Origin of the sequence: Bifidobacterium dolichotidis (genome assembly GCF_003951975.1) — a bacterium.
Taxonomy (GTDB): Bacteria; Actinomycetota; Actinomycetes; order Actinomycetales; family Bifidobacteriaceae; genus Bifidobacterium; species Bifidobacterium dolichotidis.
Genome location: NZ_QXGM01000004.1, coordinates 62736 through 82429 on the forward strand (window position 1 = coordinate 62736; position 19694 = coordinate 82429).

The window sequence follows — 19694 nt, forward strand, 5'->3', positions numbered from 1 at the left end:
TTGTGTTGGCGCAGACACCGTGCATCGCGGCGATTGCATAGCCAACGCACTCTTGGCTTGGCGAAGCAGCAGCCATCTCAATCCCATTCGCCTCTGGATGGCGAGCGCAATACTCCTCCTCCAGCACCAATTCGATTAACACCTTTACTGGCTGTCGATGAATCCACTCCTGCTGAGTTGTTATGGCATATTGCTCGTACTGCACCAGAACTGAGGAAATGGCTTATTGCTAATCCTGCTGCTGATGCAGAACTATTGGAATATGTGTCACAGGCTGGAGGACCAGGGGTAAAGCAGGCTTTTGAGATTTTGTTCGCTTCTATGGATGACGCCGTTGCGCAACGAAAGCAACAACGGCGTCATAAGCCTCATACAGAGGACTCATTCCGATTCAGTTTTTGAGAGCAAGCACTGCTGAATACACCTGCTTACGGTTTACAAGCGAACCATCTGGCATTGGGTGTTCGGCAATAACCGTAGCAATGGCGTCTTTAATGCGTACACCATCGGCATCAGCACGCTGTTGTGCCAGCTCAGCCAGTTGTTCAATGCTCAGTGCTGCAGAAGGACCGTTAAGTTCGGCGGCAGCAACCTCTTCATCGCTAGCACCTGCAATAACGAGCACCATCTCGCCATGAGGTGGTTCGTCAATAACGCTTTGACGGACTTCAGCAATGGTGCCGCGACGGATCTGCTCATAATCCTTCGTTAATTCGCGGCACAGTGCCATCGGTCGATCTGGGCCGAGTACTTCAAGCAGATCATCCATAGAATCAGCAATACGGTGCAGCGTCTCGTAGAACACAATGGTGCGGCGCTCCACACGCAGTTCACGCAAATGCTGCAAACGCTCGGAATGCTTGCGAGGCAAGAAGCCTTCATAGCAGAAACGATCGGTTGGCAGACCAGACAGTGCAAGTGCATCAAGCACTGCAGAAGGGCCAGGAGCACAAGTCACTGGCAGTCCGCGTTCAATAGCGCGACGCACAATGGCCAAACCTGGATCATTAATCGTTGGCATACCTGCATCAGAGACCACAACAACCGTTGCGCCCTGCTCTACTTCATCAAGCAGACCATCAGCCTTGCCACGTTCATTGTGATCGTGATTGGCTACTACACGACCAGAAACATGAATGCCAAGACGGTTGGCGAGCGCATACAGACGTCGCGTATCTTCAGCTGCCACAATGTCAGCTTGTTCGAGCAGCGTTACCAACCTTCGTGATGCATCAGCGGTATTGCCGATTGGCGTCGCTGCAAGGACCACAGTGCCTTCTGGCACAATTGGTGCCGCATGCACATGCTTCGTTGGTTGTTCTTCTGCTTGCTCATTGCGCACTGTTTCCATAGTTTTAAACATACCAACGGCTCCATGCATTATTGCCGTCTTCCACTGCTCCGTAGTGTCAAAGCGGTATCCAGAATTTCTCACACATAGCTCAGTTGTAGGTATTGCGGTTGCAAGTAGCGCAGTTACGAGTAGCGTTATCCATATCCCTTTGAGTTACGCGTAACTCAGTGATGCCTACTGCAAATACGCTCATGCATAACGTTGCATGGCGATGCAAGCAGTATTGCATCATGCACAGGACTGTTATTTCAGGAGAGCTGAAGTACGTAGAGAGGACCATGCATGAACGCTGTTGAGCCAGATCAGACGAATACAGAATCACCGCAGCGTTCCCAAGAACCTCAAGAACCTCAAGAATCTCTAGAATCCCAAGAATCTCTGGAATCCCAGCCTGCAGCACCTCGTACTTCACCTGCTTCGGCACGTTATATTGCGCGCCATAGCAAGCGCCAGAATCGGTATCGCGCGTTGCACCAGAATCTTGAGCAGAGGACACATCCTTTTGGCTTGTCATCAAAGGCGTGGAATTGGGTATTGACGCTGCTTGTAGCAGTACTCGCAGGATTCTTACGATTCTTCCGTCTTGATCAGCCTCGTGCAGTGGTTTTTGACGAAACCTATTACGTTAAAGATGCTTGGACGATGCTCAACACTGGTGTTGAGCGCAATTGGCCTGATGAAGTAGTGAGCAATGGCCAAGTTATGCCAGTAAACGATGCCTTTGCTGCGGGAGACACCAATCATTGGCTTGCTACGGCCGAATACGTTGTGCACCCACCTATGGGTAAATGGTTCATTGCTTGGGGTTTGAAGCTGTTCGGTGGGGCGTCGAATCCGATGGCATGGAGGGCATCTGTTGCTATAGCAGGAATAATTGGCGTCATTTTGCTGACCAGAGCGACGTTGCGGCTGTTTCAGAACTCGAGCGTGGCTGTAATGGCCGGACTGCTCATGGCCATGGACGGCGTGGGCATTGTACTGAGCCGAACGGGACTGCTTGACAACTTTATTATGGTGCTCGCGCTCGGAGCGTTCCTGCTGTTACTAATTCACCGCGACCAAGCGCGCGCCAAACTTGAGCGAGCGTTCGAGCGTGACTCTCAACTGCATAACGCGAGCTGGACACCGGCTTGGCAGTCGCGTCGTGCGCAACAGCAAGGGAAACCGGCACGTATGCTACTCAACGCACGCGGGCCGATTGTTGCGTTTTCGTGGGCGCGCGTGGGCGATGTTGTGCTGCTCGGCCTTGCAACTGGCGTGAAGTGGTCGGGCACTTACTTATTCGCTGTATTCTGCGTGATTAGTGTGTGCTGGGATGCATGGAATCGTCGAGAAGTGGGATACCGGCCGTGGTTTAGGTTCGGCCTGCTGCGCGGCGGCATTCTGTCGGCCGTATATATGGTGCCACTGTACGGGCTCACGTATCTGCTCGACTGGATTACATGGTTTACGCACTCCGACTCGTATATGCACGACTGGGCGCTCAGCCATCCACATGAGGGCGCATTGTGGCTGCCCAATACATTGCGCTCGTTTGTGGCGTATCACCAGCAGATGTGGACGTTCCATACGACCTTGGATGCGCCGCATGATTACAAGGCCAATCCGCTGACATGGCCATTGCAGATTCGTCCAACAAGTTTCTATTGGGAGAAGCTTTCGGATCATCCAGGCATGTGCTCACTCTCACCGCAATCACAGTGTGTAGCTGCTGTGACTTCGCTTGGTAATCCGCTGATTTGGTGGACTGGCTCGTTGTGTGCTGTGATTGCTATTGGCATTGCTATTGCAAAGCACGGTGACTGGCGTATCTGGGCTGTTATGGCTGGCTTCTTAGGCGGTTGGCTGCCATGGGCGCAGTATCTGAATCGTACGACGTTTACGTTCTACTCGGTTGTGCTGCTGCCTTGGATGGTATTAGCAATTGCTTATGTTGCTAACGAGCTGCGTAAGGCCTGCTCGCGCGGTACATGGCTGGCGATTTGGTGGGCCGTTATTGGCGTTGCTTTTGCGATTTCGCTGTTCTTCTACCCTATTTGGACTGCAATGCCTGTGCCATATTGGTTCTGGCGTGCGCATATGTGGTTGGGTTCATGGATCTAAGAGCAGATCTAGGGATGATCTAAGGAAGTTCTATGGTTCTGCTAGGTCATCTGAATTCATGCGGTTGCTTTGTCTGACTATTCCATGTGACTGGTAGGCTTCCAGAAGGTAGCATTCTTGCCTACTCGCAGATTTACGCGTTGGCGGCTTCTGGTTCGCGGGAACGCCAAAAAGCGGATTATTCGGTTTAGAAGAGATAAGAAATTTAGAAGGACGTCATGCAGTTCATCAGTTTTATTGCCAATCTGCTCAAGGACCCGCGCGGTGCGATTGCGGGTTGGATCGCTATGGGCATGGGTCCTACGTTGGGCTTTATCTTCCTCATTATCTTTATTGAAACTGGCGTAGTGTTCTTCCCATTCCTGCCAGGCGACTCGCTGCTGTTTGCTGCTGGTTTCTTTGCGGCTCCTGATGCCGTAACTGGTGAATCAGCATTGCCATTGATGCTGCTATTGCCTGTGGTGTGGTGCGCTCCAATTATTGGTGATCAGTGCAATTACTTCATTGGTCACTTCTTCGGCCGCAAGATTATTGAATCGGGCAAGGTGAAAGCTATGACGCCTGAGCGTCTTGCGAAGACTGAGGGCATGATTGAGAAGTGGGGTCCTCTGGCTGTGTTCCTGGGCCGCTTCTTCCCATTCATTCGTACGTTTATGCCATTCATCTCGGGTATTTCCGGTATGCGCTGGGCTCGCTTCACACCATTCTCCATGCTGGGTGGCTTCATCTGGTCGTCGCTGTTCACGCTGCTTGGATACTTCTTCGGCGGTATTCCTGCTGTTCAGGAACATTTCGAATTGGTGATTGTGGCCATTCTGGTGCTCTCGCTGATTCCAACGATTGTGGGCCTTATTAAGGCAAAGTTCGGCGGTGAGAAGCCAGCTGCTGAAAACGATGAGATTTCAAGCAACTCCATTACCGAAGCTCTTGAAAATCAGCTCGATGAATCCGTTGATCTGATGAACGATGCTGAGAAGCTTTCGGAGGAACGCTAATTCGCTGTTTGTAGTGTGAAGCACCGAGTCGCAATATGTACTGCGGCTCGGTGCTTTTGCTTTATATTTGTACCTTTGTTGCGATGTGCTGCTTCCTCTGCTCATGCTCATGCACATGTTTTACCTTGCATCAGCAGTGTCTGAGAAGTTCGGCACACTGCTATCGCAGTTGGCACGGAGAAGCGTGTGTTTGGAAACTGCAGAATTGGCGGAATAGAGCGGATTACTGCTGCTGCAAGCACACGGTTACGGCATTGTTGCCCGTAACCGTGTGCATAGAAGAATCATTCTCGTGCTGATTTCACACTGATACGAGGCAAATCACAGTAAGCGTGTGTACTACATGTTTTAGATCGCTGTAATTCCAACGATTTTCTATGATTCTGGCACACGGTATGCAACACGAAACAGCATAGCAGTGTGATGAATTTTGGAGACTTCCTCTTATGCAGGTTTACGGTCTCAAACTCAACACACGGATGCCAGTTTTGTAATCAGCCTGTGCACGTTTTAATACTCCTCAAAAATGAGTTATTCACATAAGCTCTAGTCCATACTCCACAAGTTCTTAGCAAATGGATCGAGATCCGCAATACCCCATATGTTCTGCTTCCACATACTTACTCACATAAGTTCTTTGTGGATAAACGCATCTGCGATTTCATCACACCGTGGAAATGCAACATTTACATCGCTCTTGAAGACCATCGCTATTTCAATGGTTATGGATGATTTGAGGCATTGCCTAATGGTTCAACTTAAGTCACTATCCCCAAAGTTTTCCACAGCCAGAATTATTTCAATAGATTGCTTATTCGAACATGACGTAAAGGATCTTCATACACAATTAGGTTATCCACATACAAAGCAATGCTTGGCTGCATTCCAGTTTTGCAACCAAGCATTGCTGCATCGATGAGGATGAAAACCTTCAAAATAAAGGGATTTGAACACCTTCTTACTCAACGTATCTGCTGTATCGACTCAGCTATTCCATATCGACTCAGTTTGTCATATTGATTCAGTCATCTTTTATCGATATGGATAGCGTAAAAGCAGAATTTGAATCATCAGAACCGTCGTAGGTCCATGAGGCTTCAAACTCATCCCACTCCCCTGTTTGCACGCCGTTAAAGGCATTGGTTTGAAGAATCCGATGCTTTACCGAAGACGGCATATCCGTTGCAGAAGCAACGCAGTACATAGCATCCTGTGCTTTATACTTGCCCGCTTCGAGATATAGCGAGGATCCATCCTCACCAAGCCTCGTTTTCCATCCAAAACCGCCTTGGCATGATTCATGCGCATCTTTCAACACTTTTTCACTGCGAGAAGGCCCAAATGAGAACGACGATGGTCCAGCAACACGAGTGATAGCAAACATCGCAATTGCACCCAGTAAGAATGCGCCTATCAGTGACAGCACAAACACATACATATGCAAATGCACTACAGCATGCTGCTTCGGCGCAGCACTCGGACCCGCAACTGGTTGCATTATTGGTTGCTGCGTCATTGACTGCTGCGACATCGGCTGCTGAACCAATGGCTGCTGAGCCAGCGGTTGCGGCATCGTTGGTGGTTGTGACGCTACCTGTTGAGGAGCAGCACCTGTTGTAGGTGATTGCATTGGCTGCTGGAATAGTGCAGAAGCTGCACCAGTTGGAATCTGAGTTGTTTCAGGCGTTATGTCCGGTACAGAAGGCTGTTCTTCTGGTCCAGGAACCATATTGTTTTCCATCGTTGTTCTCCTTCAGTACTGCTCTGTAATGAAGAGGTTTCATGTAGATGCACAGACATTGGGCACACCGTCGAGTAGAGTGTTGCGAGTTGTCCCGCGCAGCGGAACAACAATCCAAGGGGCTGTAGCTCAGTTGGTAGAGCGCTTCGTTCGCATCGAAGAGGTCGTGGTTTCAATTACCATCAGCTCCACGGGGCCAGTGCATTCATTCCACCGCACTGGCCCTTTTTCTATTGCAGTTTCTTTAGCATTTGCAGCACGAAACTAGGAACTTTTTACTTTCTGAGCAGGTCATCAAGTCTGTGCATAAACGCTGCCATATCTTGACGAACAACATCGTTCATGCCACGGAACTCAGTCCTGCCGTTTTCCACCCAACCCGTTGAGATTCCTGAACCAGCGAGCCAAATAATCTCGTCATAATGCGGGGTGCTCTTATTCACATCATCGAAGATATTGCGCGCCGTTACGCCGCCCGACTTACCTGCTTTATCAGCAATTCTCTTTAGGAAAGCAGCCATATCTTGGCGCTTAATATTCGACATAGGTCTGAATTCGAATCCACCCTGTTTAGAAGGCCAACCGACAGAAATGCCTGAATGCGAAAGCCAAAGAATATCTTCGGCATGCGGCGTGGCAGGCGTTACATCATTGAAGGCTTTCCAATCTTCTTCAGATGGCTGCCATGTTGCAGCGTCGCCAATATTTTCATATACGGCAAGACGACGTAGGAATGCAGCCATATCCTGGCGGTATACCGGAGTCATTCCCTCATATCTATACGTTCCATCCCCATTCGAATAACCATTAGCCAGTCCTGCATCTGCCATCCATTGCACATGATCTGCGTGAGGCGTGCCCTCAGTATTTGCATCGCGTTGAACAACATCGGTGAAAACAAGTCGATCCCAGTGCGCATACAATGTCAGATTTCCTGCCACCGGCTTCGTGAAGTCGTACTTCTCGCCAGCAGTTTTCTGAGTAAACCAACCGGCAAAAATACGACCAATTCTTGTCGGATCCTTTGGTGCAGCAACGGTCTTGTTGTATTCGACGGATTGTGGCTTGACTAATGAACCACCATTGGAATCAAACGTTACCGTGTAGGTATTAATCGTCCAATGTGCATACAGCATCAGATCCGCAGTTACTGGTTGAGCAAAGTCATATTGTGCTCCACCAGACATTGCGGTAAACCAGCCAACAAACGTATATCCTGTACGAACTGGAGCCTTCGGAACAGCAACTGTCTTCTGATACTCAACTGTTTGAGCACTTACTGCAGAGCCACCATTGGAATCAAATGTCACTACATATTGATTTGGCGTCCAATGGGCAAACAGATTCAAGTCACTCGTAATTGGCTTCGAGAAGTCGTACTTCATGCCACCAGTACGTGCAGTAAACCAACCAGCAAACGTATAACCAGTACGCGTTGGAGACTTTGGAGCAGTAACAGTCTTGCCATGGTCAACAGTCTTCGAATTAACGGCCGAGCCGCCATTCGAATCAAACTTGACTGTATAGGTATTAATCGTCCAATGTGCATATAGCGTTAGATCACCTGTTATCGGAGTCGAGAAATCGAACTTGGTACCGCCATTTGCAGCGGTAAACCAACCAGCAAACGTATAGCCGAAATGCGTTGGACTTTGCGGAGCAGCTACTGTACTGCCGCTCGTAACAGTTTGGTTTGCAACAGTGGTTCCGCCATTGGAATCAAACGTCACTACAAATGTTTCAACGGACCATTGTGCATACAACGTCATATCCGTATACACCAGTTCCGAGAAATCATAGAGTTTATTACTATTCACAGCAGTTGACCAGCCAACAAATACATAGCCTTTTCGAGTTGGTTGCGTTGGTACTTTTACTTTTGCGCCATGTTGCACTGATTGCGTTTCAACAGCACTACCACCATTCGAGTCGAACGTTACTGTGTAGAACTTCGATTCCCAATGGGCATACAGCGTCAAATCACTGGTAACTGGCGTTGAGAAGAAATCAAACTTCTTGCCGCCAGCTTTGGCAGTGAACCAACCTTGGAAAATATAGCCATACCGCGTAGGCGTTGCCGGAGGTGTAGCCGTCTTGCCATGCGCAACAGTTTGCGATGCAACTGGTGATCCGTAGACGGAATCGAACGTTACCGTATAACTCTTTTGCGTCCACCGCGCATACAACGTGAGATTCTTTGTTACGGCTTGTGAGAAATCATATTGAGATCCACCCAACTTAGATGTGAACCAGCCGACGAATGTGTACCCTACTCGCTGCGGAGCCTTTGGCATTGTTGCTTTGCTGCCAGCAGCCACAACCTGAGCATCCACAGATGAACCACCATTCGAGTTGAATGTCACGGTGAACGTCTGACTATTCCACTGTGCATACAGCGTGACATCCTGCGAACCGAACGTGAACTGGTCTCCTGGCTGATATGTTTGGCCAGATCCGTCCGCACGAGTGTTCCAACCAATGAAGGCCTGTCCTGAATTCTCAAAACTATTTGATGGCAGCGTGATTTGCTGGCCAACCCCGCCTTGTATCGGCGCAATAGAGCCAGAATTTGCACCATTGCCGTCAAAGAACAACTGCACAGGAACGACCTGAATTTCCGTAGATACAGACTGATTTTGCGCGGTTACCGTGATAGTTGTTGTGCCTGCAGATTTGCCTGTGATTACGCCAGATTGATCGACCTCGGCCACTGCAGTATTTGATGATTTCCAATGTCCAGCAGCAAGCTGATAACGGCCATTCATATAGTTCAGCTTGACTGTTGGCTGTTGCGTGGTGCCTTGCAGTATTTGTGCATTCGGCACAGTCATAGTCAGACCTTCAGCAAGCTTGGTGTCATTAACTTTTACTGAAAAATCGAACGTTCCTCTGAGATTCGTAGGATTCTTAGAACTACCGCTGTCATAGAGCCTGCTTTCGCCAGACCAGGATGTGCCATAACGATATGCTGAGGCTCCAGCGAAACCGTAAAACTTATTTTCCGGATCTACCAGATTGGTGTAATGACCTGTTTGATCATGTGGCTCGTCAGCGAGCTCTTTCACGTAATCCTCTTTTTCGCTGGCCCAGCCATCTATTGCGGCTTCCATTGAGCGATATCCCCAAGCCAAAATCTCGCCCTGAGACTGTACACCATTGGCTCTTGCACTAAAGCAGAGTTCTCCGTTTGGGCGCGTGTGAGCAATTGAGTAATCATATGCTTCAATCGCACGTTGCAAAGCAATAAGTTCAAGATCATATGACCACTGAGGATTTAAATACACACTTTCTGGAATATTGCGTTCTACCAAATACTCGCGAATTGGTAATTGATCGCCCTTGTACTCGAACGTAATACGCGTATCATTCAGTGCATCTTGGCGCCATTTAACTACTGTTTGCAATGCGACTGCATATACCGCTTGCTGATCTATTGCTTGAGTTGTGGTTGCTACGGTGCCAGAGGATCCGAGTTCCACTCCCGTAGTAAGACCCAAATTGGTATCTACATCAGCGGATGCAACTTGCGGTGACACCTGTGATCTGTTCTGAGATCCGCTCTGTGATCCGCTCTGAGCCTGAGTTTGAGGTTCTGCAGGAGATTGAGTTTCGAGTGCAGGTTCAGTTTCGAATGCAGGTTCGGTTTTTAAATATGCATCTTGTGGATAAGATCCCGCAGCTTCCGAATAATTAGACACTTGATTTGCGGATGCTGATGGTATTCCTACAACAAACATCGAAAGTGCCACTACAAGAGCTGCCCAACATCTTAATTTCTTCATAGTCTCCCCTTTGCCAAACGTCAATGAGTGAGCGGAAGAAATAAGATATTGTCGCGTCATTGCGAATTGATGATTATTGAAATTGCTGTACCCATCACAACTTCCAGACTCAACCTCATTGTTTTCTGTCAGCGTAATCTATTATTACAGAATCATCACATTCACATGAGCCAGCATCAATAGATATCCACGATGAGATCTCACCAACAGAACTTTCTATTAATTATGGTTGTCATTTCAAAATCATAAGAAGGACAAAACCACTAGAGAATACTGCTCTTTACGCCAACGATTTGAATGATAAACACAAATATTTTGCTACTTACACACCTTAAATTCATCTCACCATTCAGACGCCTTTTACGAGCTTTATACATCGTTGGTAAAAGTGAATATACGAACAAGAACTTCTTTGTTCGTCGCGTTCAGATGGATCGCCACTGAAACGTTTTGAAAAATGAGAAGAAAAATAACATTAAGGGGTATCTAATGATTATTGCATGCATTGAATCGCTTGTGCGTATTGTAATGCCAATTGCATTCGCCACTATCGCAATTATCGGCACCGCAATTACTAGCCGTAAGTACAGCGTTCTGCTCGCAGAATCCTCGAAGAACACTATGGATCTGCATGATTATGAGTGGCAGTACTACTCCATGGAAAACTGAGATACAAAAACCGAAATAGCAAAATTAGCAAGAATAATTCATAACTGAATTACTGACATAGAACTGAATTCACAGTCTATAGCCACCCGATAAGGCCAAGGTCAAGGCCAAAGCCAGCGCTAACGCTAACGCCAACACCAGCGCGCTTAACGCTAATTCCAATTCATATTGAGGTCGTTATGTTTTCTGTTACCTTTATGGAACTCATTGAGATGCTTTCAGTAGTTGTTGTAACTTCTGTTGCAGTAACTGCTGCTGTTCTCATAGCACCGCTTTCTCGCGAAGCTCTGGCTTTGCTAAGAAAACTCAGTGCTTACACCCGTGCTCACGCCCCAATTCTTGAGACCGAGTAACACGAAGCCTTACAACAGGCCTTACAACAGCCTTACAACGTGCGCAGACGCTGTTGAACAAACTGTTCAAGCAGCTCAGGAGTCACGTCACTATAGCCGTTAATCGAAGCAAACTGCGGACCTTGTGACGTATCAAGCTGCATAGTAGCCGTCTGCGCAATCGTTGTGGCACCACTCTTCGAGGCGGACGTCAAACCACTCATCGAATCTTCAATTGCCACACACTGTGCCATCTGATTTTCAGCAACACCAAGCTTATGAGCAGCAAGCAAATATGGTGCAGGACTTGGCTTCTTTTCCACATCATCATCGCCACAAACATAGGTCACGAATGCACCTTGTGGTGCTTGTTTAATCAGATTTTCAGCCATATCTCGCGTAGAGGTAGTGACCAAAACATTTGGCACATTAGCGTCGCGCAGCTGTTCCAACGTCTGCTGAACGCCATCAATCCAAGGAATGCGCTTAATTTCTGCCTTATAGACGTAATCGATCATGCGTCGACCAATTTCATTGGCATCAAGTTTGCAACCAAGCTCAATCATGCGCGAAGCCACAACAGGAATTGGCGTACCCGAGCCTTCCCAGGCCAGCTTCTTATCCCAATATCCACCATGTTCACGTGCAATGGTGAGCTCAGAATCATGCCAATATGGTTCCGAATCAATCAGTGTGCCATCCATGTCCCAAAACACAGCATTGAGTAATTCCACGGATGAGCACCTCCAGCGATCAGCGGCTATGCGAAGCCAGGCAGAAATCAAAATAAATTAAGCAAAATCAAGCGTACAACGCAGTAAGGCCACGGTTCGGGACGGCCGAACCGCGGCCATATGATTTGATGAACCATGAACTGCCAAAACTCAAGCAGTGGAATCACTATATTCCAGAAGACTCTCAGAAAGCCACCAGCAATCGTTTGCAATCCATAACAACGTCTCATAGAAAGAGACGCAAGCGAACCTCAATATGGAAGAAGTGCCGGAGGGTAGAAAGCAGCACAGAACCGCAAAACAGGAAAGCACCCAAATATGGAAGTAGGGTCACGGTTAAGCACCCCAAACCATGACCCTACTTTGATGAACCTGTAACGATATAAGAGTTATCAATCTGTTTCTGCAATGGCCCGCAAAAACTTCAGAAAGCTTTGAAAAACCGCGCTCAGCTCTTCAGCACGAGATCTTCTTCAGCTTCAGCAGCTGCCTTCTGTGCAGCTTGCTTCCAGCGCGAAATGCAACGTTCCACGCGCTTGTAGCCGATAATCTTTGGGTCCAAACCTGCCTCGCGGAAAATCTCTGCTGGCGATTCACCCGCGTTATATCGACGCATGCAGTCGTCTCGGAAAGCCGACGAGTAAGAAATACGCGTTTGTGTAACCGAATCAACAGCCTTCAGCGACCACAAATACTTGCGAGTCTTCGCATTAAATGCTCCGCCTGCCATAATGAACCTTCTTGCTTGAAAAGAATAATTTCTGAACGGGGTCTCTCTCCACCCTTGTTGACGTCTTCTATCGTAAATCTTTCGGGGGTGTTGTTCCTACGGTAAAACTGTCGTTTTAGGCTTGCAAACTCAAGCTGACTGTTTTATACTATGCGCTTAATAATGTGCTATTTACATGTAACACTGCATGTTCCAAGCTATTTTGCCCAATAAAAACAGCAAAATTCCCCGTTTTCTGCTCGATTATCACGAGAGCTCAAACTAGACATCTTGCTTTATGAATACTACCTATACAAATAGGCATAAATTTCGGGGGCATGCGCGCGGCTTGCGTACACATACCCCCGTTAATTTACGGTATTTTTAAATTTTTATTACTGCTTCTACGGCGTACCTGCTCGAGCTCTACTCAGTGCTGTGCCGACCATAACACCATCGATTGCGAATGACTCACTTGAGTCTCCTCAATCTGGTCGTGCTGATCACGCTTCGACGGAGCACTGGTAATTTGTCGCGTCTCACGACGCAACACATTGCGCCAATCACGCAGACGGTGCGAACGCTTCACTTCAACAATGTCGCCATCCGCATTGGCCGTGAACACACTTGAGGTACCCATCTGCTGCAGGCGCTCAATCTGGCGGCGCAGCTGACGATTCTCTTCTTCCAGTTCAAGAATGCGCTGCACGCCAGTTAAGTTAATGCCTTCATCCTGACTCAAATGTTGCGACTGAATCAGTCGATCCACATGACGCAACGAATAGCGGCGTGCGCCACCTTGTGTGCGGTCTGGCACCACAATGCCGAGTCGATCGTACTGACGCAGCGTTTGCGGATGAATATCAGCAAGCTTGCCAACTGCACCCACAGTAAACACCGGCAGATCAACATCGAATCCAGCATTGGCAGCACCATCGAGCGATGCGCGGCCGCGCGTTAACGCCACCGCGCACATCTCATAGAGCTTGCGCATATGCCTTGGCATTTTTGCCATGGCACTCACCGCTTCTGCTGCTCAGCAAGTTCGTCAAGGAATTTCTCGCCACTTGCCTTATCGAATGCCTTAGCAGCATCCTTCATAGCACCGTTGACGCGGTCTGGCACATGAATAGCAATACGGGCAACCAGATCGCCCTTCTTGCGTGGGCTTTGCACACCCTTGCCATGCACACGTACTTCGTCGCCGCTCGAAGTTCCTGCAGGAACCTTAACCGTTGTTGGTTCACCGTCGAAGTCAAGCACTTCGATCTTGGCGCCCGTTACGGCCTGGCCAACCGAAATTGGCAGCGTCATAACAAGGTCGGAGCCTTCCATTGTGAACTTGTCATCTGGCGTGACCGTAATCTGCAGATACAGATCGCCGTTCTTGCCGCCGTTCTTACCTGCATGACCCTTGCCAGCCAAACGAATCTTCTGGCCGTTCTTCACACCAGCTGGCACACGAGTCTTGAACTTCTTGCCACCAGCGCTTAACGAAACCGTGGCACCCTTCACTGCCTGGCGGAACGTCAACGTGATCTTCGAGTTCAGATCCGTACCATCTTCAGGAACCTGCGTAGGACGACGGCCCTGGAATGCGCCGCCATCGTAGTCGTAATCGTCGTAGTAACCGTGCGATCCGCCGCGGCTGCCACCAAACATGCTGCCGAAAATGTCATTCAGATTCGAAGCATCGAAGCCGCCGCCGTTACCGCCGGTCTGGAAGCGAATATGCGAGCCTCCTGGGCCGCCTGCACCGCCACCGAACATACCGCCGAACATGTCTGCAAAGTCGTTTGCATTAAAGCCTGCGCCACCAGCGCCGCCAGTGAAGCGTGCGCCGCCTGCACCGAATTGGCGAATTGCGTCATAGCGCTGACGCGATTCCTTGTCCTTAAGCACGTCGTATGCCTCAGAGATGTCCTTGAACTTCTCTTCAGCTTCCTTCGTCTTATTGATATCAGGATGATACTTACGAGCGAGCTTGCGGTATGCCTTCGTGATGTCGCTGTCAGAGGCGTCCTTGGAGACACCGAGGATCTTATAGAAATCCTTGTTGAGCCACTCATTCTCAGCCATCCGTGCCCCCTTTCGTGGTTGATGGTGAAGTTATGTTTTGTTCTTTTCGTACAAAGTCTGAAATGAAAACCGGCTGCGAACCGTATTGTTCGCGGTCCGCAGCCGGTTTCTCCTGATCTGAGCTCAAGGCTCGTTATTCTGTCTCAAGCTCGGATCAACAGTTTGTTGTGTGCGCGTTCGTCAGGCTTCTGGCGATGCCACCACAACTCGTGCCGGGCGCACGACGCGATCGCCAATGCGGTATCCAGCTTCTACGACTGTGTCCACAGTCGGCTTTTCAGCACTTGGGTCTGGCTTGTGAAGAATGGCATCGTGACGCGTTGGATCGAAATCCTCGCCCTTAATACCGAACTTCTCAACGCCAAACTTTTCAAACGTGCGATCGATCTTCGCCGACACAGCCTGGAACGATTCGTCCATTTCGCTGTGCTCGCGAATGCGATCGACGTCATCGAGAGCCGGCAGCAGCGCCGTCAGGACATCGATGATGCCCTGCTGACGTGCGCGGTCCATGTCCTTGCGCGTACGGTTGCGGTAGTTAATAAACTCCGCGCGCTCACGCTGCAGCGCCTCAAGATACTCCGCGGCTTCCTTCTTGGCCTGGCCGAGCGGCGTTAACGTCGACTCCTCGCCATCCTTGCCAGCGTCAGCCGACTGATCAGCCTGTTCAGACTGCTCAGTTTCGGCTGGCTTGGCTTCGTCAGCCTTGGATGATTCCTGTGGTGCCTGCGTAGCGTCTGCGTCCGCAGCAGGCGTGGTGGAGGCGTCCTGTCCGTCCAGCTCGCTGGCATCAGGCAGGTCGTTCAGGTAATCGTCCTTGTTGAACTCGGACATCACTTGTTGTCCTTGTCGTCATCATCCACAACTTCGGCGTCGACCACGTCGTCGTCGGAGCCAGCAGCCGATGCATTAGCATCGCCCTGAGCACCGGCAGCAGCACCTGCAGCACCTTCCTGTGCGTACAGTGCCTGACCGATCTTCTGAGCCGAGGTCATGAGCTCTTCCTGAGCGGACTTGATCTTCTCAATATCCTCGCCCTTAAGAGCTTCCTTCAGAGCGTTCACCTTGTCGGTGACCTCAGTTGCGAGTTCGTCAGAGAGCTTGTCCTTGTTGTCGTTGACGAGCTTCTCGGTCTGGTATGCGAAGCTTTCGGCCTGGTTGCGGGTCTCAGCATCCTCACGGCGCTTCTTATCGTCAGCTTCGTGAGCCTCTGCATCGCGAACCATGCGGTCGATCTCGTCCTTAGGCAGAGCCGAGCCACCCGTGATCGTCATCGACTGCTCCTTGCCAGTGCCCTTATCCTTTGCGGACACGTGCACAATGCCGTTTGCGTCGATGTCGAACGTGACCTCGATCTGAGGAATACCACGTGGAGCTGGAGCAATGCCGGTCAGCTCGAACGTGCCCAGTGGCTTGTTGTCGCGAGCGAACTCACGCTCACCCTGGTAGACCTGGATCAGCACGGAGGACTGGTTGTCTTCTGCAGTCGAGAAGATCTCCGAACGCTTTGCAGGAATTGCAGTGTTGCGATCGATGAGCTTCGTCATGATGCCACCCTTGGTCTCAATACCGAGGGACAGTGGCGTCACGTCGATGAGCAGAACGTCCTTGCGGTCGCCCTTGATAACGCCGGACTGCACAGCAGCACCAACAGCCACAACCTCATCTGGGTTGACGGACTGGTTTGGCTCCTTGCCGCCGTCGAGTTCCTTCACGAGGTCCTTAACAGCTGGCATACGAGTCGAACCACCGACGAGCACGACGTGATCGATCTGGGAGACCGAAACGCCTGCATCAGCAAGCACGTTGTTGAATGGTGCGCGGCAACGGTTCAGCAGATCCGAAGTCATTTCCTCGAAGTGAGCACGCGTCAGCGTCTCGTCGAGGTGCACTGGCGTGCCGTCAGGGGTCATTGCCAGGTACTGCATCGAGATCGTCGTGCTCATGGAGGAGCTCAGCTCCTTCTTAGCCTGCTCAGCAGCTTCCTTCAGACGCTGCAGAGCGATCTTATCCTTAGCAAGATCAACGCCGTACTTGTTCTTGACCTCAGTCACGAGCCAATCGATGATCTTCTGATCCCAGTCATCGCCACCGAGGTGGTTATCACCGCTCGTTGCCTGAACCTGGATCGTCGAGAAGCCATCGTCATCCTTGCCGATCTCCAGCAGGGACACATCGAAGGTGCCACCACCAAGATCGAAGACGAGGATGCGCTCATCTTCCTTGCCCTTCTCAAGGCCGTAAGCCAGTGCAGCAGCAGTTGGCTCGTTGATGATACGCAGCACGTTGAGGCCTGCGATCGTACCAGCATCCTTCGTTGCCTGACGCTGTGCGTCGTTGAAGTATGCAGGAACCGTAATAACAGCGTCGGTCACTGGCTCACCGAGGTAAGCTTCAGCGTCGCGCTTGAGCTTCATAAGAATCTGAGCGGAAATCTCCTGTGGAGTCCACTTCTTGCCGTCGATGTCGACGGTCCAATCGGTGCCCATGTGGCGCTTAACCGAGCTGATCGTGCGATCCACGTTGGTCACAGCCTGGCGCTTTGCCACTTCGCCGACGAGAATTTCGCCGGACTTGCTGAATGCCACGACCGATGGCGTGGTGCGAGCACCTTCAGCGTTCACGATGACGGTTGGTTCGCCGCCTTCAAGCGTTGCGATGCAGGAGTTGGTAGTACCCAAATCAATACCGACTGCGCGTCCCATAATGTTCTCCTTCTGGTTGACGAATACTTGCGTAAGTTTTAGTCCATGAATCAGAAGGTCAATCAGTGAACTACCATCGCTGGCATCCAGAGGTCCTTCTCGGTCCATCCAAAACTTGAGCCTATATCACTCAACTTAGCGTTTCCTGAGTTTATTCCCAAAACTCGAAAAGAATTTTGGGGGCCTGTGAAATGTCCACGCCACCACTCCCCCTACATCGCAACTCATCCCTTCTGCCGTAATACATTTCGTCTCATTTCGAATGCTAACGTTCGCACCCAGTTGCAGAAGTCAGTACGATGGATGTGATTTATCGTGTTGATTTTTTCAAACTTGAGGAGGTGACTTCAATGGAAAAAAGAGCAGGAATTCGCGATGTTGCAAGGGCTGCGGGGGTTTCTATCTCCACTGTGTCTCGAGTCTTTTCGCATCCAGAAATTGTTTCTGAAACAACTCGAAAACGAGTACTTGAAATCGCTGATAAGTACGACTTTAAAATTACGCGTACTGGAACCATGCTGAAGTCAGGCCATACGTTCCGAGCAGCGTTGCTTATGAACGAATCGATTACCAGCTGGTTTAATACTCAGGTTTTTGCTGGCCTTGATTCAATTTTGCATGATAAAGGCTATGACATCTCACTGTTCCAGCACATCGACTCTGCAGAAAGCCGTGAACGCTTCTTTACAAATTTGCCAGTGCTGCGCAATGTAGATATGGTGTTCGTTGCCTCGTTCGCTGTTGAACCAGAAGAAGCCGAACAGCTACGCCGCACACACGTGCCAATTGTTGGCATTAATGTGCCACAATCCACATGCTTTGATGCCACCATTAGCATCGACGACGAAGGCGGCATGGAACGTGCTACCCAGCATCTGATTCGCCTTGGTCATCGTCATATTGTGTATACCTGCTCGCAGCCAGCACCAACTATTGATTCCTCAATTGATGCTCGCGAGCGCGGTTTTATTAAAGCTTGTAAGAATGCCGAAAAGTCGATTCCAGATCTGAAGTGGAATGTGCTGCGTGTGCCTCGTGGTCAGCAGTTTGCTGATTTTGCGTTAGCAGCAGTGCTTGCCGAAGAAGAGTTCCCAGATGCTATCTGCTGCCAGATGGATATGATGGCGCTGCCGCTCATGATGAAGCTGCAGCATTTTGGTCATCAAACACCACGCGATTACTCGATTATTGGCTTCGATGATGCACCATATGCCGATACGTTTGGTTTGACCACAATGCACCAGGACCCATATGAAATGGGTGCACAGGCCGCACGCTTCGCTTTGCAGCTCATTAATGAAGAACCAATTGAGGATCCATTCCGCACCGTTGAGCCATCGCTTATTCTGCGTTCTACTGATGAGCGCCAGCGCTTAGCAAAGAAGCAGCAATAAGACGCTCCCCTGCACATCAAGCGGCTTGACTGTTTCAAGAAGTCGGCTGTTTTTGGAACGTGGCTGTTGTTGGAACGTGGCTGTTCTGGAGACTGCCCTATTTCAGGAATCAAGTCTCTTCAGGAGTCTGAGCTTCAAAAAGAAAAAGACCGTATGAGTATTTCCACTCATACGGTCTTTTGCGTTCATACGGACTTTTCCGTGTATTACATCACGTAGTAGCTAGCTCACATGCTGGTGCCGCTCGCGAGGCAGCCAATTCCTAGCAGCGCTGGATACAGCAGGTAGAACACCCACTTCGTCCACTTGTGCTTCATGCCTTCTTTGCCGTTACGGTAGTGCAGCAGTGCAACACCAATTGCTGGCGTTACGAAGAATGTCGCACCGATTAGGCCTGCGGACAGCATCATCGTATTTTCGCGTCCATCGAGGTAGTAGAAGATGAGCACGAAGATCAGCGTCAGAATACCCAAGTTCAGATTGAGCTCTTCGCTCATAACGCCAACGCGCAGGAAGAACTCCCACAGACCACCGAACATCACAATCAGAATCGAAATTGGGATCTGGATGGAGCGGCTAAACAGTCGCAACCAATCCAGCATGCTCATAACGATTAATGCAATCAGCAAGCCCCAAACTGGGTTCTGTGAAGCGAACCAGAACGGATTGCCATCAGAAGCTATGTAGTTATACGGAATCTCGCAGATCACTGCCAACAAGAAGATGCGCAAGCCATAGAGCCATGCATTACGCGTGTGCTGGTATCCCGTGTACAGCAACCATGCGTAAATTGGCACGGCAATCCACGACACGATATTCGAAATAGCACAGACATTCAGGCTCACAACATTTTCAGCCGAAGGTGCACCAAAAATAACTTGGAACACGGTAAGGCTGCAAACATTCAGCGCCATGAAAATGCCGGCAATAACCTTCAGAGTAAAACGAGAGAACCCTCGTCTCGGTCGCTTTTTACGTTCTTGTCGCGAATACTCAAATTGGTTTGCCACGCTATTCCTCTCTACCTTTGCGCGTCAGAAGTCCTGCAGAACTGCCCGTTTACTAGGCTTATGTATTTCAACGTCGTGCAACTCGAA

Annotated in this window: 16 protein-coding genes and 1 tRNA gene; 6 read left to right on the forward strand and 11 right to left on the reverse strand. The window is 49.8% G+C overall.

From position 1 onward, the window contains the following. Window positions 1-57: 57 nt before the first annotated feature. Complete coding sequence (locus D2E26_RS07255; protein ID WP_241218917.1) at window positions 58-402, forward strand: variant leucine-rich repeat-containing protein; 345 nt, start codon at window positions 58-60, stop codon at window positions 400-402. On the opposite strand, the gene rsmI is transcribed toward D2E26_RS07255, so the two are convergent. Then, a complete protein-coding gene (gene rsmI, locus D2E26_RS07260; protein WP_420897214.1) occupies window positions 392-1363 on the reverse strand; it encodes a 16S rRNA (cytidine(1402)-2'-O)-methyltransferase in 972 nt (323 codons plus the stop codon). The genes D2E26_RS07255 and rsmI overlap by 11 nt on opposite strands. 79 nt (window positions 1364-1442) lie before the next feature. Continuing rightward, the gene (locus tag D2E26_RS07265; RefSeq protein WP_125964124.1) at window positions 1443-1868 is read right to left on the reverse strand and encodes a hypothetical protein; all 426 of its coding nucleotides are present in this window, start codon (window positions 1866-1868) and stop codon (window positions 1443-1445) included. 20 nt (window positions 1869-1888) lie between these two features. Here D2E26_RS07265 and D2E26_RS07270 point away from each other — a divergent pair, with 20 nt between their 5' ends. Together D2E26_RS07270 and D2E26_RS07275 are read left to right on the forward strand one after the other, a co-directional pair. After that, complete coding sequence (locus D2E26_RS07270; RefSeq protein WP_125964182.1) at window positions 1889-3457, forward strand: dolichyl-phosphate-mannose--protein mannosyltransferase; 1569 nt, start codon at window positions 1889-1891, stop codon at window positions 3455-3457. Between the two features lie 218 nt (window positions 3458-3675). Further along, window positions 3676-4452 (forward strand): DedA family protein, encoded by a 777-nt coding sequence (locus D2E26_RS07275; RefSeq protein WP_125964126.1) that lies wholly within the window; start codon window positions 3676-3678, stop codon window positions 4450-4452. Window positions 4453-5473: 1021 nt separating this feature from the next. Here D2E26_RS07275 and D2E26_RS07280 read toward each other — a convergent pair. After that, window positions 5474-6193: a hypothetical protein gene (locus tag D2E26_RS07280; RefSeq protein WP_125964128.1), complete on the reverse strand. Its 720-nt coding sequence runs from the start codon at window positions 6191-6193 to the stop codon at window positions 5474-5476. A gap of 118 nt (window positions 6194-6311) precedes the next feature. On the opposite strand from D2E26_RS07280, the gene D2E26_RS07285 reads away from it, so the two are divergent. Continuing rightward, window positions 6312-6384, forward strand: a tRNA-Ala gene (locus D2E26_RS07285). 84 nt (window positions 6385-6468) lie between these two features. Here D2E26_RS07285 and D2E26_RS07290 read toward each other — a convergent pair. Continuing rightward, window positions 6469-9975 (reverse strand): InlB B-repeat-containing protein, encoded by a 3507-nt coding sequence (locus D2E26_RS07290; protein ID WP_164515911.1) that lies wholly within the window; start codon window positions 9973-9975, stop codon window positions 6469-6471. A gap of 489 nt (window positions 9976-10464) precedes the next feature. Here D2E26_RS07290 and D2E26_RS07295 point away from each other — a divergent pair, with 489 nt between their 5' ends. Continuing rightward, the gene (locus D2E26_RS07295) at window positions 10465-10644 is read left to right on the forward strand and encodes a hypothetical protein (protein ID WP_125964131.1); all 180 of its coding nucleotides are present in this window, start codon (window positions 10465-10467) and stop codon (window positions 10642-10644) included. Between the two features lie 385 nt (window positions 10645-11029). Here D2E26_RS07295 and D2E26_RS07300 read toward each other — a convergent pair whose 3' ends face one another. The 6 genes from D2E26_RS07300 to dnaK all read right to left on the reverse strand — a co-directional run bounded on the left by D2E26_RS07300 (window position 11030) and on the right by dnaK (window position 17203). Then, window positions 11030-11710, reverse strand: coding sequence for an HAD family hydrolase (locus tag D2E26_RS07300; protein ID WP_338142131.1), 681 nt, complete (start codon window positions 11708-11710; stop codon window positions 11030-11032). 448 nt (window positions 11711-12158) lie between these two features. Beyond that, on the reverse strand, window positions 12159-12440 hold the full coding sequence (locus D2E26_RS07305) for a hypothetical protein (protein ID WP_125964133.1): 282 nt from the start codon (window positions 12438-12440) through the stop codon (window positions 12159-12161). 409 nt (window positions 12441-12849) lie between these two features. Further along, the gene (locus D2E26_RS07310) at window positions 12850-13434 is read right to left on the reverse strand and encodes a heat shock protein transcriptional repressor HspR (protein ID WP_125964135.1); all 585 of its coding nucleotides are present in this window, start codon (window positions 13432-13434) and stop codon (window positions 12850-12852) included. A gap of 5 nt (window positions 13435-13439) precedes the next feature. Next, on the reverse strand, window positions 13440-14498 hold the full coding sequence (locus D2E26_RS07315; protein ID WP_125964137.1) for a DnaJ C-terminal domain-containing protein: 1059 nt from the start codon (window positions 14496-14498) through the stop codon (window positions 13440-13442). Between the two features lie 180 nt (window positions 14499-14678). Further along, window positions 14679-15332, reverse strand: coding sequence for a nucleotide exchange factor GrpE (grpE, locus tag D2E26_RS07320; protein WP_125964139.1), 654 nt, complete (start codon window positions 15330-15332; stop codon window positions 14679-14681). Beyond that, window positions 15332-17203: a molecular chaperone DnaK gene (gene dnaK, locus D2E26_RS07325; protein WP_125964141.1), complete on the reverse strand. Its 1872-nt coding sequence runs from the start codon at window positions 17201-17203 to the stop codon at window positions 15332-15334. The genes grpE and dnaK overlap by 1 nt, the downstream gene beginning before the upstream one ends. A gap of 350 nt (window positions 17204-17553) precedes the next feature. Here dnaK and D2E26_RS07330 point away from each other — a divergent pair, with 350 nt between their 5' ends. Then, on the forward strand, window positions 17554-18597 hold the full coding sequence (locus tag D2E26_RS07330; protein WP_125964143.1) for a LacI family DNA-binding transcriptional regulator: 1044 nt from the start codon (window positions 17554-17556) through the stop codon (window positions 18595-18597). Between the two features lie 227 nt (window positions 18598-18824). Here D2E26_RS07330 and D2E26_RS07335 read toward each other — a convergent pair whose 3' ends face one another. After that, on the reverse strand, window positions 18825-19607 hold the full coding sequence (locus tag D2E26_RS07335; RefSeq protein ID WP_125964145.1) for a TraX family protein: 783 nt from the start codon (window positions 19605-19607) through the stop codon (window positions 18825-18827). Between the last annotated feature and the right edge of the window lie 87 nt (window positions 19608-19694).